The following is an 18495-nucleotide window of genomic DNA, read 5'->3' as shown; positions in this document are numbered from 1 at the left end:
CTATGTTGACGGGAAACTGCACCCTCGGTGTTGACGTGGGCACCACCGGGGTCAAGGTGGTGGTGTTCGACCCGAGCGAGGGAATCATTGCTCAGGGCTCGGCGCCCAATGTTCTGAGCAGCGAGAACCCCGGATGGGCTGAGGCCGATCCCCTCCAGTGGCGGGAGAATGCGCTGACACTGATGGCGGCGCTCGCCCAGGAGGTTGGCGCGAGTCGCATCGGCGCCGTGGCCGCCAGCGGGATGGTGCCCGCGGTGGTCCTGACCGATGCCGACGGCACCCCGTTGCGACGTGCAATCTTGCAGAACGATGCGCGGGCCGGGCGCGAGGTGCGGGAGATTCACGGCGAGCTCGATCCGGAGGCGACGCTGGTGACGACGGGCTCGCCTGTCACCCAGCAGTCGGTGGCCCCCACCCTGCGTTGGCTCAGTCGCCACGAGCCGGAGGCTTGGTCGCGTACTCGGCACGTCGTCGGGTCGTACGACTGGTTGCTGATGTCTCTGGGCGCGCGGCCGCACGTCGAGCTGAATTGGGCGGTGGAGTCGGGCCTCTTCACCTTGGACGGCGAGGCCTACGGGCCGGCCATCGAGGCCGCAAAGGCTGCCGGGGCGCTCGCCCCCGTGCGCCGAGCGGGAGAAGTGGTTGGGACGCTGTCGCCTGAGGCCGCCAGCCGTACCGGGCTGTCAACCGCCGTGAAACTGGTGGTGGGCGGCGCTGACCACGTCCTGTCCGCCGTGGGCGCGGGGCTGGCCAGCCCGGGAGATTGGCTGGTGAAACTCGGCGGAGCCGGGGACATTCTCGCGGTTACTAGCGAGCCCATCACCGATGCGCGGTTCTACTTGGACACGCACGCGGCCCCCGGGTTGTGGCTGCCCAACGGCTGTATGGCCGCCAGCGGTTCGCTGGTGCGGTGGGTGCAGTCCGTCGTCGGTAGCGACGACCTCGCGGCGATGGACGACGAGGCGGCCACCCGGCAGGCGGCCGAGGTCTTCGTCCTGCCTTACTTCCTGGGGGAGAAGTCCCCCGTGAACGACCCCGACCTGCGAGGCGTGGTGGCCGGCCTTCACCTTGGCCATGACCGCGTCGACATCTTCCGCGGCGCGCTAGAGGGAGTCGCGTTCGGGTTTCGCCACAACGCCGAAGTCTTCGCGGACCGCGGGATCGCCATGGAGCGAGCCTCGGTCACTAATGGCGGCGCCACCTCGCTGCTCTGGAAGCAGATCCTGGCCTCGGTTCTGGGTCAGCCGTTGCGGACCTTGCAGGGGCACCCCGGTGCGGCCTTCGGTGCCGCGTACGCTGCCGCGCTGCCGGGCGGTGGCGTCGACGGCTGGCAACGAATCGGCGACTACGTCACCGAAGGGGAGCCGGTCGACCCTGATCCGCGACTGACCGCGCGCTATGACGAGGCGTACGGGTTGTGGCGTGAACTCGGCGAGGTGAATGCCGCCGTGATGCGCGCGATGGCCCGCCGCTAGTCGACGGCGAGGACGACCTTGCCGAAGTGTTCCCCTGACGCCACGCGCGCCACGGCTTCGCGAGCCTGGGCGAGCGGCAACACGCTGTCGATCGTCGGTCGCAGGCCGGTGCGTGCCATGAAAGACAGCAGCGCCGCGAGGTCCTCGCGGGCACCCATGGTGACTCCCTGGATGCGGATCTCCTGGAAGAACACGCGGGTGAGGTTGGCGGGCTCGGGGTCACCGGTGGTGAGCCCCGCCACTGCGATGGTGCCACCGGCCTTCACGGAGGAGACCGAGTGGGCCCAGGTGGCCTTGCCTACCGACTCGATGACCGCATCGACACGCGCTGGCAGTCGCTCGCCGGGCTCAAACACGGCCGCGGCGCCCAGTGCCATTGCCCGCTCGCGCTTGTCCGCGGAGCGAGAGGTGGCGTACACCTCGAGGCCAGCGGCGGCGCCGAGCGCGATCGCGGCCGACGAGAGCCCGCCGCCCGCGCCCTGAATCAGCACGCTGTTTCCCGGGCGCAGGTCCGCGGCAACAAAAAGCATTCGGTAGGCGGTGAGCCAGGCGGTGGGGAGGCACGAGGCCTCCTCGAAGGACAGCTCGGCCGGTTTGGCCAGGAGATTCGCTGTCGGCACGCTGACGCGCTGAGCGAAGGTTCCTTGGTAGCGCTCCGAGAGCATGGAGCGCGTCTCGCGAGGCCCCACACCATGGCCGTCCGCGCCAATCACGGAGTGGATGACCACCTCGGTGCCGTCGGGGGCGACCCCAGCGGCGTCGGTGCCCAGGATTATCGGCAGGCTCTTGGCGGCAAGGCCTACGCCCTGCAGCGACCACACGTCGTGGTGATTCACGCTCGCGGCGCGAACCTCAACCGTGGTCCAGTTCTCGCGAGCCTCGGGCTCGGGGCGCTCGCCAACGTCTAGTGCGGAGGCGGGAGTTTCGGCGCTGAAGCGCGCGGCGTAGGCGGCAAGCATAATCTCAGCATACGACCGGCGAGAGGCGCCATAGGGACGCTCCTCGCCGGCCGGTTTTGCTGGGGGGTCTATTCGTTGTCGCCGCCGGTGGCGACGCTGCCGGCGAACTCGGCGTGGTCGCTTCCCTTGGCATCGGGCCATACCCAGTCGGCCACGACGGGGATGTCGCTGCCGTGCTGAAGGGCGTGGCGACGTGCCGCGAGGCGGCGGTCGAAGAGGTCCTGACGGAGGGCCGCTGCGCGGGTGCCGAGGCTTGGAACCCGGTCGATGACGTCCATGACTAGGTGGTACCGGTCGATGTCGTTCATCATCGCCATGTCGAACGGCGTGGTCGTAGTGCCCTCCTCCTTGTAGCCGCGTACGTGCAGGTTCGCGTGCCCGTTACGACGGTAGGTGAGGCGGTGGATCAGCCACGGGTAGCCGTGATAGTTGAAGATGATCGGCTTGGTGGTGGTGAAGAGCTGGTCGAACGCCCGGTCAGACATGCCGTGCGGGTGCTCCTTCTCTGGCTGCAGGCGCATCAGGTCGACGACGTTGACCATGCGCACCTTGATCTCCGGCAGCTCCTGACGGATGATGTCGATCGCGGCCAGGATCTCGATGGTGGGGACGTCGCCAGCGGCGGCCATCACCACGTCGGGCTCCTCGCCATCGGGCACGTTGGACGCGAAGTCCCAAATGCCCAGTCCACGCGTGCAGTGGTCGATCGCCTGGTCCATGGTCAACCACTGGGCCTGCGGCTGCTTGCCCGCGATCACGACGTTTACGTAGTCGCGCGAACGCAGGCAGTGGTCGTAGGTGCTGAGCAACGTGTTGGCGTCGGCGGGCAGGTAGACCCGCACCACCTCGGCGCTCTTGTTGATCACGTGGTCGATGAAGCCGGGGTCCTGGTGAGAGAACCCGTTGTGGTCCTGGCGCCAGACGTGGCTGGACAGCAAGTAGTTGAGCGAAGGCACGGGCTGGCGCCACGGAATCTCCCGCGAGACCTTGAGCCACTTGGCGTGCTGGTTGAACATCGAGTCGATGATGTGGATGAACGCCTCGTACGAGGTGAACAGGCCGTGGCGGCCGGTGAGGGTGTAGCCCTCGAGCCAGCCCTGGCACTGGTGCTCGGACAGCATCTCGATGACGCGGCCGTGGCTCGCGGTGAAGGTGTCGTCGTCAATCCGCTTGCCTTCCCAGACCTTATCGGTGACCTCCAGCACAGATTGCAGCCGGTTCGAGGCGAGCTCGTCCGGGGCAAAGATGCGGAAGTTGGTCGGGTTCTCCTCGATGACCGCCTTGAGGAACATGCCGAGCTGCTTGGTGCCCTCGTGGGGGCCGCTACCAGGTACGGGCACGTCCACCGCGAAGTCGCGGAAGTCGGGCATGCGTAGGTCCTTCGAGACCAGCCCGCCGTTGGCCTCGGGGCGGGCCGACATGCGCAGCTCGCCCTTGGGGCCGATGGCCGTGGTCGAGGGCAGCAGCGCGCCGGCCTCGTCGAACAGCTCCTCCGGCTTGTAGGACTTCAGCCAGCCCTCAAGGGTCTGCAGGTGAGCGTCGGTGTCGCGGGCGTTGGACAGCGGCACCTGGTGCGAGCGCCACGAACCCTCTGTCTTCTTGCCGTCGATCTCCGGCGGGCAGGTCCAGCCCTTGGGGGTGCGGAACACGATCATGGGCCACATCGGGCGTTCCATGTCGATGTTATCCGCGGCCTCGGCCTTGATCGCCGCGATCTCGTCCATGACATCGTCCAGCAGCACGGACATGCGACGGTGGATGTCAGCGTGTGACTCGTCGTCGAAGCCGGCCTCGAACACGAAGGGCTTGTGACCGTAACCGCGCATCAACGCGTCAAGCTCGTCGTCTCCGATGCGGGCCAGGACGGTGGGGTTGGCGATCTTGTACCCGTTGAGGTGCAGGATCGGTAGCACGACGCCGTCGGTCTTGGGGTTGATGAACTTGTTGGAGTGCCACGAGGTGGCCAGCGGGCCGGTCTCGGCCTCGCCGTCGCCCACGATCGCGGCGACCAGCAGGTCGGGGTTGTCGAACGCGGCTCCGTAGGCGTGGGACAGCGAGTAGCCGAGCTCCCCGCCCTCGTGAATCGATCCGGGGGTCTCGGGGGCGACATGGGAGGGAATGCCGCCCGGGAAGGAGAACTGCTTGAACAGGCGTTGCACGCCGCGCTCGTCCAGGCCGATGTCGGGGTAGGTCGCCGAATAGGTGCCGTCGAGGTAACTCGAGGCGACGAGGCCGGGTCCGCCGTGACCGGGGCCGATGATGTACATGGTGGGCTGCTGGCGCTCGCTGATGATGCGGTTGAGGTGCGCGTAAAGGAAGTTCAGCCCGGGGGTCGTGCCCCAGTGGCCCACGAGGCGTGGCTTGACGTGGTTCCGGGTGAGGGGCTCGCGGAGAAGCGGATTGCCGAGCAGGTAGATCTGTCCCACCGATAGGTAGTTGGTCGCCCTCCACCATCGATCGATGGCGTCGATCTGATCGTCACTCGCTGCGTCGTGTTGGCGCGCAGCCCATGGTCCGATGTTCATCGTTTCCTCCTGTGATGTGTTGACTAGTTCCATTCAACGGGGTGAGGTCGATGTGGTCCTGGGACCCAGGTCCTGGCGGCGCCATTCCACAACGCTCGTTAACTCACCGCCGCTTCCGACTGTAGGACGATCCGGGTCTCCCTGCCGGTCAGCACCACATATTCATCTAGGCCGGTCAAATTCAGAGTTTCTGAGTGGGGGGTACGTAAACTCGCAGGAAATGGCCCTCACCGTCGCGATTGCCCCAGACTCCTTCAAGGGGTCCCTGGACGCCCTCGCGGTCGCCCTCGCGATCGCCGAGGGGTGGGCGTCGGTCCGCGGCGAGGACGATTTGCGAATACTGCCGCAGGCCGATGGCGGGGAGGGCACGCTCGTAGCGCTCGCGCACTACTTCCCGGCCGCCAGGTTGGTCGACGCCGGCTGGGTCACTGGACCCGATGGGCGCCCGGTACGCGGGCGCTGGCTGCGCCTACCCGACGGCGGCGCGGTGGTCGAACTCGCCGAGGTCAGCGGGCTGTCCCTCATGCGGCGGCACGATGCGACGGGAGCCACGACGCGCGGATTGGGCGAGGTGATCGCGCACGCGGTCGAAGCGGGCGCTCCAATCTTGACAATCGCGCTAGGCGGATCGGCGTGCACTGACGCAGGTCTGGGCGCGCTGCGGGCGCTCGGCCTGGAGCTCTACGGAGCCGACGGAAGCACCATCGTGGACGGCGGCGGCGCGCTCGCGGACGTGCGCACAGTAGACACCTCCCGTCTCAAGCGGCGACCCGCTGGCGGAGTGGCGACGCTGACCGACGTCACCGCACCGCTGCTGGGACCTCGCGGTGCCGCTGCGGTGTTCGCGCCTCAGAAGGGCGCGACCCCGAAGCAGGTCGCCGAACTTGAAAATGCACTGCGTCACGTCTCGACGATGCTCGGAGGCGCGCCAGAGGCTCCGGGAGCGGGGGCCGCTGGGGGCACGGCATACGGATTCCAGGCGCTGTGGGGCGCGCGGCTGGAGTCGGGCGCACTCTACGTGCGGCGGGCGAGCGGGCTGGACGCCATGCTCCCGGAGCTCGACGTCATCGTGACCGGCGAGGGCCAGTTCGATCACCAGTCGACGCGCGGCAAGGTGGTCGGCGAGCTGCTCTCGCTGGCGGCTGCCGCGGGGGTGCGAACAGGCGTGATTGCGGGACAGATCACGATGCGTCCGCAGGGCTGGTCGGCCGCGCTGGTAGACGTCGCGGGGTCGGTCAAGGAAGCTCGGCGGGACCCTACCCGCTGGCTACGAATAGCGGGCGCTCAGGCGGCTAGCGCGCTCGCGGGCTAGGAGACTGCTGCGATGGACTGCAGTGCGATTTCGCGTTCCTCGTTGGTCGGGACGACCCATACTTGCACGGCGGATGTGTCAGTGCTGATGAGTGTGGCCTCCTTAGAGCGACGCACATTGCGATCGAGGTCGATCTCGATGCCAAGACCTGAGAGTCCCGCGAGGGAGTTCGAACGGACCCAATAGTCGTTCTCGCCGACCCCGGCCGTGAACGCGATCGCGTCTAGCGAGCCCATTTGAGCGAAGTACTGGCCAATGTAGCCCCGGATGCGCCGCGCGTAGATTTCGAGGCCCAGAATCGCGTCATGGTTGCCCTGATTCGCGGATTTGTGTGCATCCCTCATGTCTGAATATCCAGTGAGGCCGAGCATCCCAGATTGGCGGTTGAGAAGGGTATCAATCTCGTCGATTGTCATACCGGCCGTCCGGGCCAGGTGCAGCGCCACCGCTGGGTCGATGTCGCCCGAGCGCGTGCCCATCACTAACCCCTCGAGCGGGGTCAGGCCCATCGAGGTGTCGATGGAACGGCCACCCCGGACTGCGCAGGCAGACGCGCCGTTTCCTAGGTGCAACACAATGGTGTTGATGTCGCGCACGTCGCGCCCCATCAGCCGGGCCGTCTCCCGAGAAACGTACGCGTGCGACGTGCCGTGGAACCCGTAGCGGCGCACTCCGTGTTCGCGTGCGACGTGCCTATCGATGGCGTAGGTGTACGCAGCTTCAGGCAAGGTGGAGTGGAATGCGGTGTCAAAGACTGCGACGTGCGGCAGGTGGGGAAAGGCGGCGCGCGCGGCGGTGATGCCGGCAAGGTTCGCAGGATTATGTAGTGGCGCGAGCGTGGAGAGGAGCGCGATCTTGTGCTCGACCTCATCGGTCACAATAGTTGGCGCGGAGAACTCCTCCCCTCCCTGGACCACGCGGTGGCCCACTACTGTGATCGCCCCAACGTCCACTCCGGCACTCGGGTCCCCGAGCTCGCTAATGATTATCTTGATAGCGGCGGCGTGATCGGTCACCCGTTCGAGCAGGCCCGCGAAAATCGGCTCGTCGAGTGTGGTGTCCACGACCTGGTATTTGACGGAACTCGAACCGCAATTGAGGACCAGTGCAAGCCCCAGGTAGTTGACGCTCACGCTTGAATCTCCTCGGTGGGGCTCGATGCGCCGACGGCGGGTGCATCGAGTTGCTGTGCCTGGATGGCCGTGATTGCGACGGTGTTGACGATATCCTGCACCAGCGCCCCACGCGACAGGTCGTTGACGGGCTTGCGCAGGCCCTGAAGCACGGGGCCGATGGCGACGGCGCCCGCCGAGCGTTGCACCGCCTTGTACGTGTTGTTGCCGGTGTTGAGGTCCGGGAAGACCAGCACCGTAGCGCGTCCCGCCACTGCGGAATCGGGGGCCTTGGAGGCCGCGACGCTGGGCTCGACGGCCGCGTCGTACTGCATCGGGCCGTCGACCAGGAGGTCGGGGCGGCGTTCGCGGACAATCGCGGTGGCGCGCCTGACCTTGTCCACGTCGTCGCCGGAACCCGATGCGCCGGTCGAGTACGACAGCATCGCAATCCGCGGCTCGATGGTGAACTGGCGCGCTGTCTCGGCGGAGGAGATCGCAATCTCCGCGAGCTGCTCGGCGGTCGGGTCCGGATTGACCGCGCAGTCCCCGTAAACCAGTACTCGGTCCTCGAGGCACATGAAGAACACGGAGGACACGATGGACACGCCGGGCGGGGTCTTGATGACCTGGAACGCGGGGCTGATGGTGTGGGCGGTGGTGTGGGCCGCGCCGGACACCATGCCGTCCGCGAGCCCCTCGCGCACCATCATGGTGCCGAAGTAGCTCACGTCTTGGACCATGTCCCGAGCCTGCTCTAGCGTCGTCCCCTTGGCGGCGCGCAGTTCGGCGATCCTCGCGGCGAACGGTTCCACGTACTCGGGGTCGTCTGTGGAGATGATCCGGGCGCCCTCGATGTCGAGCCCCAACTCGCCGGCACGTGAGCGAATCGCGGACTCGTTGCCGAGGATAGTAAGGTCCACCACCTCGCGGGTCAGCAGCGTTGAGGCGGCACGCAGGATGCGGTCGTCGGTGCCCTCCGGGAGCACAATGTGTCGCTTGTCGGAGCGCGCGCGGTCCAGCAGGTCGTACTCGAACATGAGCGGCGTCACCACGTCGATGCGCGTGACGTCTAGCAGGCGCAGCAGGGCCTCGGTGTCGACCACTCGGTCGAACATTGACAGCGCCATGTCGACCTTGATCGCGCTGTCGCGCGAGAGTCGACCGCGCGTGGCGGAGCACCTGGTGGCGGCCTCGAACGTGCCGAGCGCGGTGCGGATGATTGGCAACGACGAGCCCAGGCCCTCAATAAGCCGCTTAATCGAGGGGGGCGTCGCAAAGCCGCCGTTAAGAATGACTCCGGACAGGGTGGGGAAGCCTTCCGCGCCGTGCGCGCTGATGACCGCCAGCAGGGTGTCGGCGCGGTCGCCCGGGACGATGATCACGCCGCCTTCCTTGAGGCGGTCCAGGAGGTGCTCGGTGTTCATGGCGCCGACAGTCAGCGCGCGTACCTCGCGCGACAGGAGTTCGGGGTCGCCGGACACCACGTGACCCTCCACCGCGTCAACGAGGGCGCTCAGCAGGGGTGCGACCAGGATGGGATCGTCGGGAAGCGCACCTACCGCGATTCCCGCTGGCAACGCGGCCATCACCTCATCGAGCTGCTCCGGGTCGCAGCGATTCGCGAAGACGGCGGATACGTGGGCGTGCGACTCCGACATCTCTAGACTGGCCTGCTCGACGACCTGGGCGATCTCGGCTGGAGTGCGGTCGATGCCGTGGACAACCAGCGCGACCGGCGCGCCGAGGTTGGCGGCGATGCGTGCGTTGAACTCGAACTCGGCGGGGCCGGAGACGTCGGTGTAATCGGTGCCAACGATCACGACGGCGTCGCACCCGCTGGCCACTTGGTGGTAGCGGGCGACGATGGTGGCGAGCGCGGCATCGGGGTCCGCGTGCACCTCGTCGTAGGTCACGCCAACGGAATCCTCGTAGGTCTGCGAGACGCCTTCGTGACCCAGCAGTAGGTCGAGGACATAGTCCGTGCCGTCGGCGACGCGGGCCACGGGCCGGAAGATGCCTACCTTGCCCACGGATCGCGTGAGGAGGTCGGTGATTCCGAGCGCGATAGTTGACTTGCCCGAGTTTCCCTCGGCGGACGCGATGTAGATGCTTCTGGCCACGGCAACAGCATTCCACGTTATGCCCATGGTTGTCACTGGACATTGGTCCCGGGTATAGAGCGAAGGCTGTGCAATTAGGAGGCGGCCGAGCCCGCGCTTTTGAGTCGCTTCCCATACACTTGCCAGGTACCTCTTGTGGAATGGCGCCCAGTACAGGTGATTCGCAAGAGGTCGATGGCGTCACGGCGCCACACAGGGAGGCCATGCCGCATGACGAGACTCGCGACGCTCGGCGCACTGCACCGAGCCTGGTCGTCTCTCAGCACGCGGGGGCTCGACGCCGCGAGCCGCACCGAGGCCCGCGCCGTGATGGGCGCCAACAACTTCTACGTGCTGACGTCGCTCGCGAACCTCCCCTGGGTGTTCGTGCTGCTGTCACACAACGGGTGGAGCTTCCTCCTGCCGGGCCTGACGCAGATCGCGATGATCGCCGTGTGGGCGGTCGGCTGGGTCGTCAGTAAGCGCGGCTACTCACCGTGGATGTCTGGTCTCGGCATCCTGGCGGCGATCGCCCAATACACCTTCCTCGCCGAGGTCTTCTCGCGGTCGGCCGGTTTCCAGTTCGCCCTGTTCGGGATGCCCGCCCTCGCGTTCGCCCTGTTCATACCGACGCACCGACTGGCGCGCACCGCCGTGATCGGTGTCGCGGTGGCAGCCGGTGTGTGGGTGTACGCCGACCCCGCCTTCGCAGACCCATGGGTCGCGGTGAGCGACGTCTGGCTGACGTGGTGCGCGGTGTTGATGCTGGTCTCGACCATGACGCTACTCATCGCGCAGTCCGCCTTCGCCGACTTCTACTTCAACCGCGAGCGTCGGCACAACGGCACCCTGCTCGAGGAGGCGCGCATCGCCTCCCATACCGATGCGCTGACCCACCTGCTCAACCGTCGCGGCGTCGCGCCGTTCCTGACGTCGGCGGCTCAAGACGGCGACTACTGCGTGGCGCTCGGCGACCTCGACCGCTTCAAGCGCGTCAACGACGCGCTCGGTCACGGTGCTGGCGACGAGGTGCTGGCGGACGCGGCCTCGACGCTGGAGGAGTCCGTCGGCGAAGCGGGCTACGTCGCGAGGTGGGGTGGAGAGGAATTCCTCATCGTGATGCCAGGCCTGACCCTGGCTGAGGCCGAGGGCCTGATGGAGGGCGCGCGCCGCGACCTCGAGGAGCACTTCCGCGGCAACGGCGCCGCGGTGACCATCTCAATAGGCGTCGTGTATGCGCGCCGATTCGCCGCGCGTGATGCGGTCCTGAGATTGACCGACTCCAACCTCTACGAGGCCAAAGCCTCGGGACGCAACGTAGTCGTATCGGCCAGCCTGGAGTCTTGAGGCGACGGTGGCACCAGTGCCACCGCGGGTCGTGGGAAACTAGGGTGTCGCCAGAGCGAGCCGTGCCTCGAACGTGCACCGGTATCGCCAGGCCAGTAGGGAGTGAGTTGCCGTGACGACCGCCGTGCCGCGCCGAAAGGTGCGCGTTCTCGCCATCGCGACCGCGACCCTCATCATTCTCGCCGCGGTGACAACGACTGCGGCGCTCGGCTGGTGGCAGTGGACTCGTTCCCACGAGCAGGCTGTCGCGGTGGTCCCCGAGCCCACGGTGCCGATCGCCGACGTCCTCGCGCCGGCATCGTCAGCCGGGATGGCCATCGGCCGTCAGGTGTCCGTCGCAGGCACGTGGGCCGATGCCGACGCCGTCATCATTCCCGGTCGCGAGGTCGAGGGAGTGGCCGCCGAACTCCTGGTGCGGCCACTGATAGTGGACGCCCATCTCACCGGCACCGGAGCCCCCGCCACGCTCGCGGTGGTCGTGGGCTGGAGGCCCGAGGGCGACGAGGTGGGCCCCGATGCGCAGCCCGGCACTGTCGCTTTAGACGGTTTCATGCGCTCCGCCGAACAATCAACGGCGAACATCGGGCTGCCGGACACGGAAATCCCGGGCGCGACGTGGAGCACGTCGATGTCGGTGGCGGAGTTCGCGCAGGTGTGGCCTAGCCCGCTGTACTCGGCAGTGCTCACCTCGTACGAGGGGTCGCCGTCGTGGGACCCGCTGCCCCCGCCGCCCGCCGTGAGCAAGCTGAACCTGCAGTACCTCGCGTACTCCGTCGAATGGTGGATCTTCGGCGCCTTCGCGTTGTTTATTGGCGTGCGGTGGATACGCGACAATGGTTTTACCTCCACTGACGATGCCGAACTCGACAGCGAGGCTGTCATCGATAACACGGCTGACTTAGCTAACACCGTGGCGGTCGGCAATGCCGACACCCGAAAGGACGATGCGTGAGCGCAACGACACAGGCACGAGCGGACAAGATCCGGGGAGCGCTGACTCGCTACCGCGTGATGGCGATCATCACGGGAACCTTCCTGATCGTGCTGACGGTAGTGACTCTCGTGAAGTACATCGGGCAGTGGGTGTTCCAGTGGGAGCACGAGGGATTCCTCGCGATCGCCCTCGGCATAGGGATCGTGCACGGGTGGATTTACGTGGTCTACCTGCTGACCTGCCTCGACCTGTGGACCAAGATGAAGTGGAAGTTTGGGCGCCTGGTCTACATGGCGCTCGGCGGCGTCGTCCCGGTGATCGGGTTGTTCCTCGAGGCCAAACTCGCCCGAGAAGTCAAGAATGGACTGAACTCATGACCGAAACCCTGCAGCAGCGACCCGTCCTGGTAGTGGACTGCGGCGCGCAGTACGCCCAGCTAATCGCGCGCCGCGTGCGCGAGGCGCGTGTGTACTCCGAGGTGGTGCCGCACTCGATGAGCGCCGCGGACATGCTCGCGAAGAACCCCGCCGCCGTGATTCTCTCCGGCGGCCCCTCGTCCGTCTACGCCGACGGCGCACCACAGATTGACCCCGCGCTCTTCGAAGCCGGCGTGCCAGTCATGGGCATCTGTTACGGCTTCCAGGCGATGGCCGCGGCGCTTGGCGGCACGGTCGCGAAGACCGGCCTGCGCGAGTACGGCCGCACCACCGCACGCGTCGCCGATGCTGGCACGGCCCTTGCGGGCAGCCCGGCGGAGCAGGAAGTCTGGATGAGCCACGGCGACTCCGTGCAGACCGCTCCGGAGGGCTTCACCGTGCTCGCGACGACCGACGGCGCGCCGGTGGCCGCCTTCGAAAACCTCGAGCGCCAGATGTGCGGCGTGCAGTGGCACCCCGAGGTCAAGCACTCGCCGCTGGGCCAGGCCGCGATCGAGAACTTCCTCTACAACGTCGCGGGCATCGCCGGTGACTGGACGGCTACGAACGTGATCGACGAGCAGGTCGCGCTGATCCGCGAGCAGGTCGGCAACGCGCGAGTCATCTGCGGGCTGTCCGGCGGAGTCGACTCCGCGGTGGCCGCCGCGATCGTCCAGAAGGCAGTCGGCGATCAGCTCACCTGTGTATTTGTCGATCACGGGCTACTGCGTCAGGGCGAGGCAGAGCAGGTCGAGCGCGACTTCGTCGAGGTCACGGGCGTCAAGCTCGTGGTGGCGGACGAGAAGCAGCGTTTCCTGGACGCGCTCGCTGACGTGACGGACCCCGAGACCAAGCGCAAGATCATCGGCCGCGAGTTCATCCGCGCCTTCGAGGCCGCCGAGCGCGATATCGTCGCCGCGGCGCCCGACGGCGAACCCGTGAAGTTCCTGGTGCAGGGCACGTTGTACCCAGACGTGGTCGAGTCCGGGGGCGGCGAGGGGGCCGCGAACATCAAGAGCCACCACAACGTCGGCGGGCTGCCGGAGGACCTCGAATTCGGACTGGTCGAGCCGCTGCGCGCGCTGTTCAAGGACGAGGTTCGCGCCGTAGGTGCCGAGCTGGGTCTGCCCGACTACATGGTGTGGCGTCAGCCGTTCCCGGGCCCCGGACTGGGCATCAGGATCATCGGCGCAGTCAACCAGGAGCGCATCGACATCCTGCAGGCGGCCGACGCGATCGCCCGCGAGGAGCTCACCAAGGCAGGCCTCGACCGCGACATCTGGCAGTGCCCCGTGGTGCTGCTCGCGGACGTCCGCTCGGTCGGCGTCCAGGGTGACGGACGCACGTACGGCCACCCCGTGGTGCTGCGCCCAGTCTCCTCCGAGGACGCGATGACGGCGGACTGGACGCGGGTGCCCTACGAGGTGCTCGCGCTGATCTCCAATCGCATCACCAATGAGGTCGAGGAGATCAACCGCGTGGTCCTCGACGTGACGTCCAAGCCGCCGGGAACCATCGAGTGGGAGTAATCTCGGCGCTCCGGTAGTTAGGTCGCTTACTTTATTTCGGACTCCTGCAGCACGGCGCGCAAAATGCCGGTCTGGCCGTCCCCGTCTTGCACGTCGTCCCAGTACTCATCGACGTCCACGTTGGTGGGGCGGGCGAGGATCCAAATGTCTCCGTGCCGCGCGAGCAGATCGTCGGCCTCGACGCCCTCATCGTTCTCGTACTCAACGCGGATGAGAGGAATGTCCCCGCCCGTGAGGGTTTCACCCTCGCCGCCCGTCGCCTCCGCGATCTGATCGGCAAAGGCGTCGGCGCTCTCCGGCACGGCGTCGCCGTACGGGGATTCTTCGCCGACCCTGTACGTCTCGACCTGCACCCAGACGGAGTCCGCGTAGGCCTGTGAGCCTGGCTCCGACAGATCGAACGGCTCTGCTGCGTCCACCAGCACGGCGTAGGGGAGAGCCCCGTCCCCGTAGGTTCCCTCGTACTGCCACTCGCCGGGCAAGGTGATCTTCACCGTGGCGACGGCGGTTCCCAGGGATGCGACGCCCTCGGCGTCCTGCGCGTCGGCACTGGGATCTGCCCCCGATTCAACATCGATGGAGGCGTCAGTCTGCGACGTGGGAGACGCGGTCGGTTGGGCGCCTGAGTCTGACTGCGTGGCGGTCACGGTGGGGGTGGGATCGCTGTCCTGCCCCGAGCAGCCAGCCACCACAAGCGTGAGGGCAAGGGGAACCGCCCAGAACGTCGTGGTGAGATTCTTGTTGCGCGCGTTGGTCATTTCGTCTCCATCCGTCAGGCGTCGTTGTCGCCCTGGTCAACGCAGCGCGGGTGGCGAATCTTCCCCAGATGCCGCTGGTACGTCCTCCGCAGCAGAGTCCTCTCGCGTGCCATCTGCCGGGACGTTGGCTTCGTCGCCAGCCGCTTCATCATCAGCTGGACTGTCGGGATGGTCGGCGGAAGTGGGCGTCCCGGGATCGCGTTGGGTGGTCCGCGACCTGGCGCCGCTCGCGAAGAGTGCGGTGAGCAGCAGCCACAGGCCAAGCCCGCACAGGGCGAGGATCACGACCAGCTGGACGTCCACAACGAAGCCGTTGAATGACGCGATCATGAGTCCGCCGCAGGCCGCGACCAGGATGCCCCAGAGCGCTCCGGAGAATCGTCCCGCGCTCGTGCGTCGTAGTTCGGTCATGGCTGGTTCTCCTCGTCAGTGACGGTCGGGTCGGGTAACGCGGTGGCAGGCGCCGCGGCTGGCGATGCGACCGCCGGGGTTTCGTGAATCTCAATGGTGTTCGCATACGCGTCGTCGTGCACCGCGAGAGTGAGCGTGGGCGAGCCGGGGTTCACGAGGGAAAGGTATGTCGCGGCGCTGGTCGTGCCCTGGTTGAGTATTCCGTCTCCCCAGAATTCGCAATAGAGTCCGCGTGATCTCCAGTCGAGCCAGGCCTGCGAGTTGTAGTCGGCCTCGATCACCAGGTTGGTGCCCTGGGGGATGGTGAGGACGGTGTGTTCCGCCGTGATGTCGACGGTCGTGTCCTCGGTGACGGCGGCGTAGGTTAAGCGCGCGTTTGACTGGTAGGTAATGCCTTCGTCGTAGACAGTGCCGTCGGCTTCCGTCCACCTGCCGGGGTGATTGAGGTCCCAGTCGTAGCAGCTGGGGGCGAACTGCACCTGCTGGAACTCGTCCGCGAAGATCGCGGTGGGGTCCTCGATCAGGGGGTCGATGTAGTCACTCTCGTCGACCGGGTTGCCGTCAGCGTCGTAGTGGGTGCCGTCCTTCCAGTAGCCGTCCGGGCCGGCCTCGTGGATTTCCAGGCTGACGGAGTCGAAGGCCTCCGCGATTTCGCCGCTGTTGACCGCCGCGAGCAGCCCCGCCATTAGCAGCGGGACGGACAGGAAGCCAAGGAAGCCGAGTTTGCGACCCGCCACGGCAATCGCTGCCAGGATGAGGCCAAAGCCCACGGTAAAGAGCGCGAGCCAGGCCAGCCCGGGGGCAACGGCGAGGCCGTCGACGCGCTGCGTGATGGCCACGATCGCGATCGAGATGAGGATCCACGCCAGGGTGATCAAGTAGAAGCGCCTGCCTGGCCCCGGGACGCGGCGCTTGGGCGGACGCGGCGGTGCGGGCGGCACGGGTGAGTAGCCCGCTCCGTCCCAGGCGGCCGATGCCGTGGCCGTCCTGGGGGCGGATGCTGCGGCAGTGCCGGCCGGTGCCGCGCTCGGCAAGACTGCGGCCTCCCACGGTTGCGGTTCGGCGGGATTGTGGGCGGCCGGGGGGACAGGCGGACGTTCCGGGACTGCCACTGGCTCGCCTGCGGCCGCTGCTGTTCCCTCAGGGGCCGCGTCGGGGTCGATGGGGTTGGTCGGGTTGGCCGCGGCGGGTCCGGCCTGCCCGGTGCGCTTGTTCCGTCGCACCAGGTAGATGATCCCGGCGATGATTCCGCCCAGGATCAGCAGGGATGCTCCCAGGGCGAACAGGCCAAAGATCCACGTGAGCGCGCCGTCGAACCGGCCGAAGCCGGACACGTCAGCTGAGTCGGCACCAATGTTGAGGCCATTTCCAACCCAGCCGGAGTCAAGGTTGAAGAAGCCGATGAGCGCGAAGATTCCGATCCCGATCAGTGCCCCAACGTTCGTGATGCCGCGCCCGAAGTTCTGGATGACGATGTTGCCGTCGCGGTCCGGAAGCAGCGCCCACGCGGCGGCGTAGGCCAAGAACACGATGCCGGTGAGCAGCAGCCCCGCGACCGCCACGATGATCCGCGCGGGGACCCGGGCGAGCCCGATCCGCTCACCCACGCCGCTGACCACGCCGCCAAAGACGCCGTCGCTACTGCGCGTGACCCCCCAGCGCCGAATAGCGGTGAAGAACTCGGCCTCGCGTTGATGCGGCGGAGGGGGGATGTCGGACACGGTGTCTCCTTGCGGGGGTGTGACTGCGGCCGTGGCCCGTCACGCTGAAAGGTGGAATGAACTCAGTCTCGCCCCAGCGTCGCCGAGACCGCTATGAGGTGACCCCCTGATCTTGACCCTGATATTCGCGCATATAGCCGTCCCGTGCCCACGCGCTGTGTGACGATTGAGCCGTGACGGAGACCAGCCGGCGGCGCATGGCGCGCCCCCTTGAGCGCAAGCGCGCAGCGAGCCAGTGGTGGCGCGCGTTGATAGGGGCTGCCCTGCTGGCCATCGCCGGGGTGCTGATTGCCAACCGCTCGGGCGCTAACGGCATCGAGGTATGGATCATCCCGTCGATTATTTTCGCGGTGGGACTCGCGCTGGTGTGGAGTCCGCTCGACCGCGCGGCCGAGGACGATGCTCGTCGGCCAAAGCTGGCGGGGCTCTTTGGCCGTGACGCCTGGCTGCGCCTGGTGCTGGGACTGGCCATGACCATCGGCGGCCTGTGGTGGTTTGCCACGTGGGAATTCACCAAGGACCCGGTTCAGCGAGCGATCGTGGTGCCGCTGGTGGTGCTGGGGGCGCTCGCCCTGGTGCTGGCGCCGTGGTGGCTGCGGCTCATTCGGCAGGTCAGCGTGGAGCGCCAGGAGCGCGTGCGGGAGTTTGAGCGAGCGGAGATCGCGGCGCACCTGCACGACTCGGTGCTGCAGACGCTCACCCTGATCCGAGCCAAGGCAAACGACCCCGACGCCGTCACGCGGCTCGCCCGCGCCCAGGAGCGCGACCTGCGCGCCTATCTTTACCAGGACCGACGCACCGAGGACGAGTCGGTCGCGACGGCGCTGGCGCTCGCGGTCAATGCGGTCGAGGACGCGCAGGGAATCGTCGTCGACGTGGTCTCGGTAGGAGACGCCCCCACCGACGTACGGCTGTGGGCGGCGGTGAAGGCGGCGCGCGAGGCGACCTCGAATGCGGCCCGCCACGGCATCGGCCCCGTGTGGGTTTACGCCGAGCTCACCACGGACACTTACCAAATATTCGTGCGCGACTCGGGCCCGGGTTTCGACCCGGGTGCGGTGCCCGCGGACCGGCTCGGCATCAAGCAGTCAATCGTCGGCCGCGTGGAGCGCCAGGGCGGGGCGGCCTCCGTGCAGTCTGCGCCGGGCGAGCGCACCGAGGTCAGCATCTCAGTTCCAAGAGAGGTCCAATAATGAGCGACAACGCGGCACCAGACACCGGCACGGCCCGAGTGACGGTGGTCATCGTCGACGACCACGATGTGATCCGGGTGGGCGTGCGGGAGTCGCTCGCGGACGACATCGAGGTGGTGGGCGAGGCCCGGGACGTGGAGAGCGCGATCGAGGCGGTGCGCGAGGCCAGGCCGCAGGTAGTGATCCTCGACGTGCACCTGCCCGGCGGGACCGGCGGAGGGGCGCTCGACGTCCTCGCGGAGATCCTGGGCGGCGCCGACGCTCCGCGCGTCCTCGCGCTGTCGGTCTCCGATGCCGCGGACGACGTCGTGGCCACGGTGAGGGCGGGTGCGCGCGGCTACGTGACAAAGTCGATCTCCGGGCCAGACCTGTCCGACGCGGTACGCAGGGTCGCGGGCGGCGACGCGGTGTTCTCCCCGCGGCTGGCGGGGTTCGTTTTGGACGCGTTCGGTGCGGCGGGTGGCGAGGTCGCCGCGAAGGACGAGGACCTCGATAAGCTCACCGCTCGCGAGCAAGAGGTGATGCGGCTGATCGCGCGCGGCTACACGTACCGCGAGGTGGCGGCCAAGCTGTTCATCTCTATCAAGACCGTGGAGACGCACGTGGGAAAGGTGCTCCACAAGCTGCAACTGTCCAACCGCAACGAGCTCGCTCACTGGGCCGCGCAGCGCCGCATCGTCTAGGGATGAGCGGCTCGCGTA

At 67.3% G+C, this 18495-nt stretch carries 15 protein-coding genes; 8 read left to right on the top strand and 7 right to left on the bottom strand.

Translation table 11 applies throughout. The features are described from left to right. Window positions 1–2 precede the first annotated feature (2 nt). A complete protein-coding gene (locus ACQU6B_RS11325; RefSeq protein WP_430867654.1) occupies window positions 3–1475 on the top strand; it encodes an FGGY family carbohydrate kinase in 1473 nt (490 codons plus the stop codon). Here ACQU6B_RS11325 and ACQU6B_RS11320 read toward each other — a convergent pair. Together ACQU6B_RS11320 and ACQU6B_RS11315 are read right to left on the bottom strand one after the other, a co-directional pair. Beyond that, window positions 1472–2434: a zinc-binding dehydrogenase gene (locus ACQU6B_RS11320; RefSeq protein ID WP_430867653.1), complete on the bottom strand. Its 963-nt coding sequence runs from the start codon at window positions 2432–2434 to the stop codon at window positions 1472–1474. The genes ACQU6B_RS11325 and ACQU6B_RS11320 overlap by 4 nt on opposite strands. 68 nt (window positions 2435–2502) lie before the next feature. Then, window positions 2503–4959: a phosphoketolase family protein gene (locus ACQU6B_RS11315; RefSeq protein ID WP_430867652.1), complete on the bottom strand. Its 2457-nt coding sequence runs from the start codon at window positions 4957–4959 to the stop codon at window positions 2503–2505. 220 nt (window positions 4960–5179) lie between these two features. On the opposite strand from ACQU6B_RS11315, the gene ACQU6B_RS11310 reads away from it, so the two are divergent. Further along, window positions 5180–6271: a glycerate kinase family protein gene (locus ACQU6B_RS11310; RefSeq protein WP_430867651.1), complete on the top strand. Its 1092-nt coding sequence runs from the start codon at window positions 5180–5182 to the stop codon at window positions 6269–6271. Here ACQU6B_RS11310 and ACQU6B_RS11305 read toward each other — a convergent pair. Next, window positions 6268–7404: an acetate/propionate family kinase gene (locus ACQU6B_RS11305; RefSeq protein WP_430867650.1), complete on the bottom strand. Its 1137-nt coding sequence runs from the start codon at window positions 7402–7404 to the stop codon at window positions 6268–6270. The two genes, ACQU6B_RS11310 and ACQU6B_RS11305, sit on opposite strands and share 4 nt — an antisense overlap. Beyond that, a complete protein-coding gene (pta, locus tag ACQU6B_RS11300) occupies window positions 7401–9506 on the bottom strand; it encodes a phosphate acetyltransferase (RefSeq protein ID WP_430867649.1) in 2106 nt (701 codons plus the stop codon). Before pta ends, ACQU6B_RS11305 begins: the two co-directional genes overlap by 4 nt. A 210-nt stretch (window positions 9507–9716) precedes the next feature. Here pta and ACQU6B_RS11295 point away from each other — a divergent pair, with 210 nt between their 5' ends. From ACQU6B_RS11295 to guaA, 4 genes are all read left to right on the top strand, one after another. Then, window positions 9717–10832: a diguanylate cyclase domain-containing protein gene (locus ACQU6B_RS11295; RefSeq protein WP_430867648.1), complete on the top strand. Its 1116-nt coding sequence runs from the start codon at window positions 9717–9719 to the stop codon at window positions 10830–10832. 112 nt (window positions 10833–10944) lie between these two features. Beyond that, the gene (locus ACQU6B_RS11290) at window positions 10945–11784 is read left to right on the top strand and encodes an SURF1 family cytochrome oxidase biogenesis protein (protein ID WP_430867647.1); all 840 of its coding nucleotides are present in this window, start codon (window positions 10945–10947) and stop codon (window positions 11782–11784) included. Then, window positions 11781–12143 carry a DUF3817 domain-containing protein gene (locus ACQU6B_RS11285; RefSeq protein WP_430867646.1) on the top strand — a complete coding sequence of 121 codons (363 nt, stop codon included), beginning with the start codon at window positions 11781–11783 and terminating at the stop codon, window positions 12141–12143. The genes ACQU6B_RS11290 and ACQU6B_RS11285 overlap by 4 nt, the downstream gene beginning before the upstream one ends. Beyond that, window positions 12140–13711, top strand: a complete 1572-nt coding sequence (guaA, locus tag ACQU6B_RS11280; RefSeq protein WP_430867645.1) for a glutamine-hydrolyzing GMP synthase — start codon at window positions 12140–12142, stop codon at window positions 13709–13711. The genes ACQU6B_RS11285 and guaA overlap by 4 nt, the downstream gene beginning before the upstream one ends. A gap of 26 nt (window positions 13712–13737) precedes the next feature. On the opposite strand, the gene ACQU6B_RS11275 is transcribed toward guaA, so the two are convergent. The 3 genes from ACQU6B_RS11275 to ACQU6B_RS11265 are packed head-to-tail and all read right to left on the bottom strand — an operon-like array spanning window position 13738 to window position 16601. After that, window positions 13738–14469 (bottom strand): hypothetical protein, encoded by a 732-nt coding sequence (locus ACQU6B_RS11275; protein WP_430867644.1) that lies wholly within the window; start codon window positions 14467–14469, stop codon window positions 13738–13740. A gap of 36 nt (window positions 14470–14505) precedes the next feature. Further along, complete coding sequence (locus tag ACQU6B_RS11270) at window positions 14506–14880, bottom strand: hypothetical protein (protein WP_430867643.1); 375 nt, start codon at window positions 14878–14880, stop codon at window positions 14506–14508. Further along, a complete protein-coding gene (locus ACQU6B_RS11265) occupies window positions 14877–16601 on the bottom strand; it encodes a PspC domain-containing protein (protein WP_430867642.1) in 1725 nt (574 codons plus the stop codon). The genes ACQU6B_RS11270 and ACQU6B_RS11265 overlap by 4 nt, the downstream gene beginning before the upstream one ends. Window positions 16602–16774: 173 nt before the next feature. On the opposite strand from ACQU6B_RS11265, the gene ACQU6B_RS11260 reads away from it, so the two are divergent. Together ACQU6B_RS11260 and ACQU6B_RS11255 are read left to right on the top strand one after the other, a co-directional pair. Next, window positions 16775–17794, top strand: a complete 1020-nt coding sequence (locus ACQU6B_RS11260) for a sensor histidine kinase (RefSeq protein WP_430867641.1) — start codon at window positions 16775–16777, stop codon at window positions 17792–17794. After that, window positions 17794–18477 (top strand): response regulator, encoded by a 684-nt coding sequence (locus ACQU6B_RS11255; RefSeq protein WP_430867640.1) that lies wholly within the window; start codon window positions 17794–17796, stop codon window positions 18475–18477. Before ACQU6B_RS11260 ends, ACQU6B_RS11255 begins: the two co-directional genes overlap by 1 nt. The last annotated feature ends 18 nt before the right edge of the window (window positions 18478–18495 follow it).

This window comes from Demequina aurantiaca (genome assembly GCF_050598105.1).
In the GTDB taxonomy this organism is placed as follows: domain Bacteria; phylum Actinomycetota; class Actinomycetes; order Actinomycetales; family Demequinaceae; genus Demequina; species Demequina aurantiaca_A.
The sequence above is the reverse complement of the archived record's forward strand: the minus strand, read 5'-3'. Positions and strand labels throughout refer to the sequence as shown.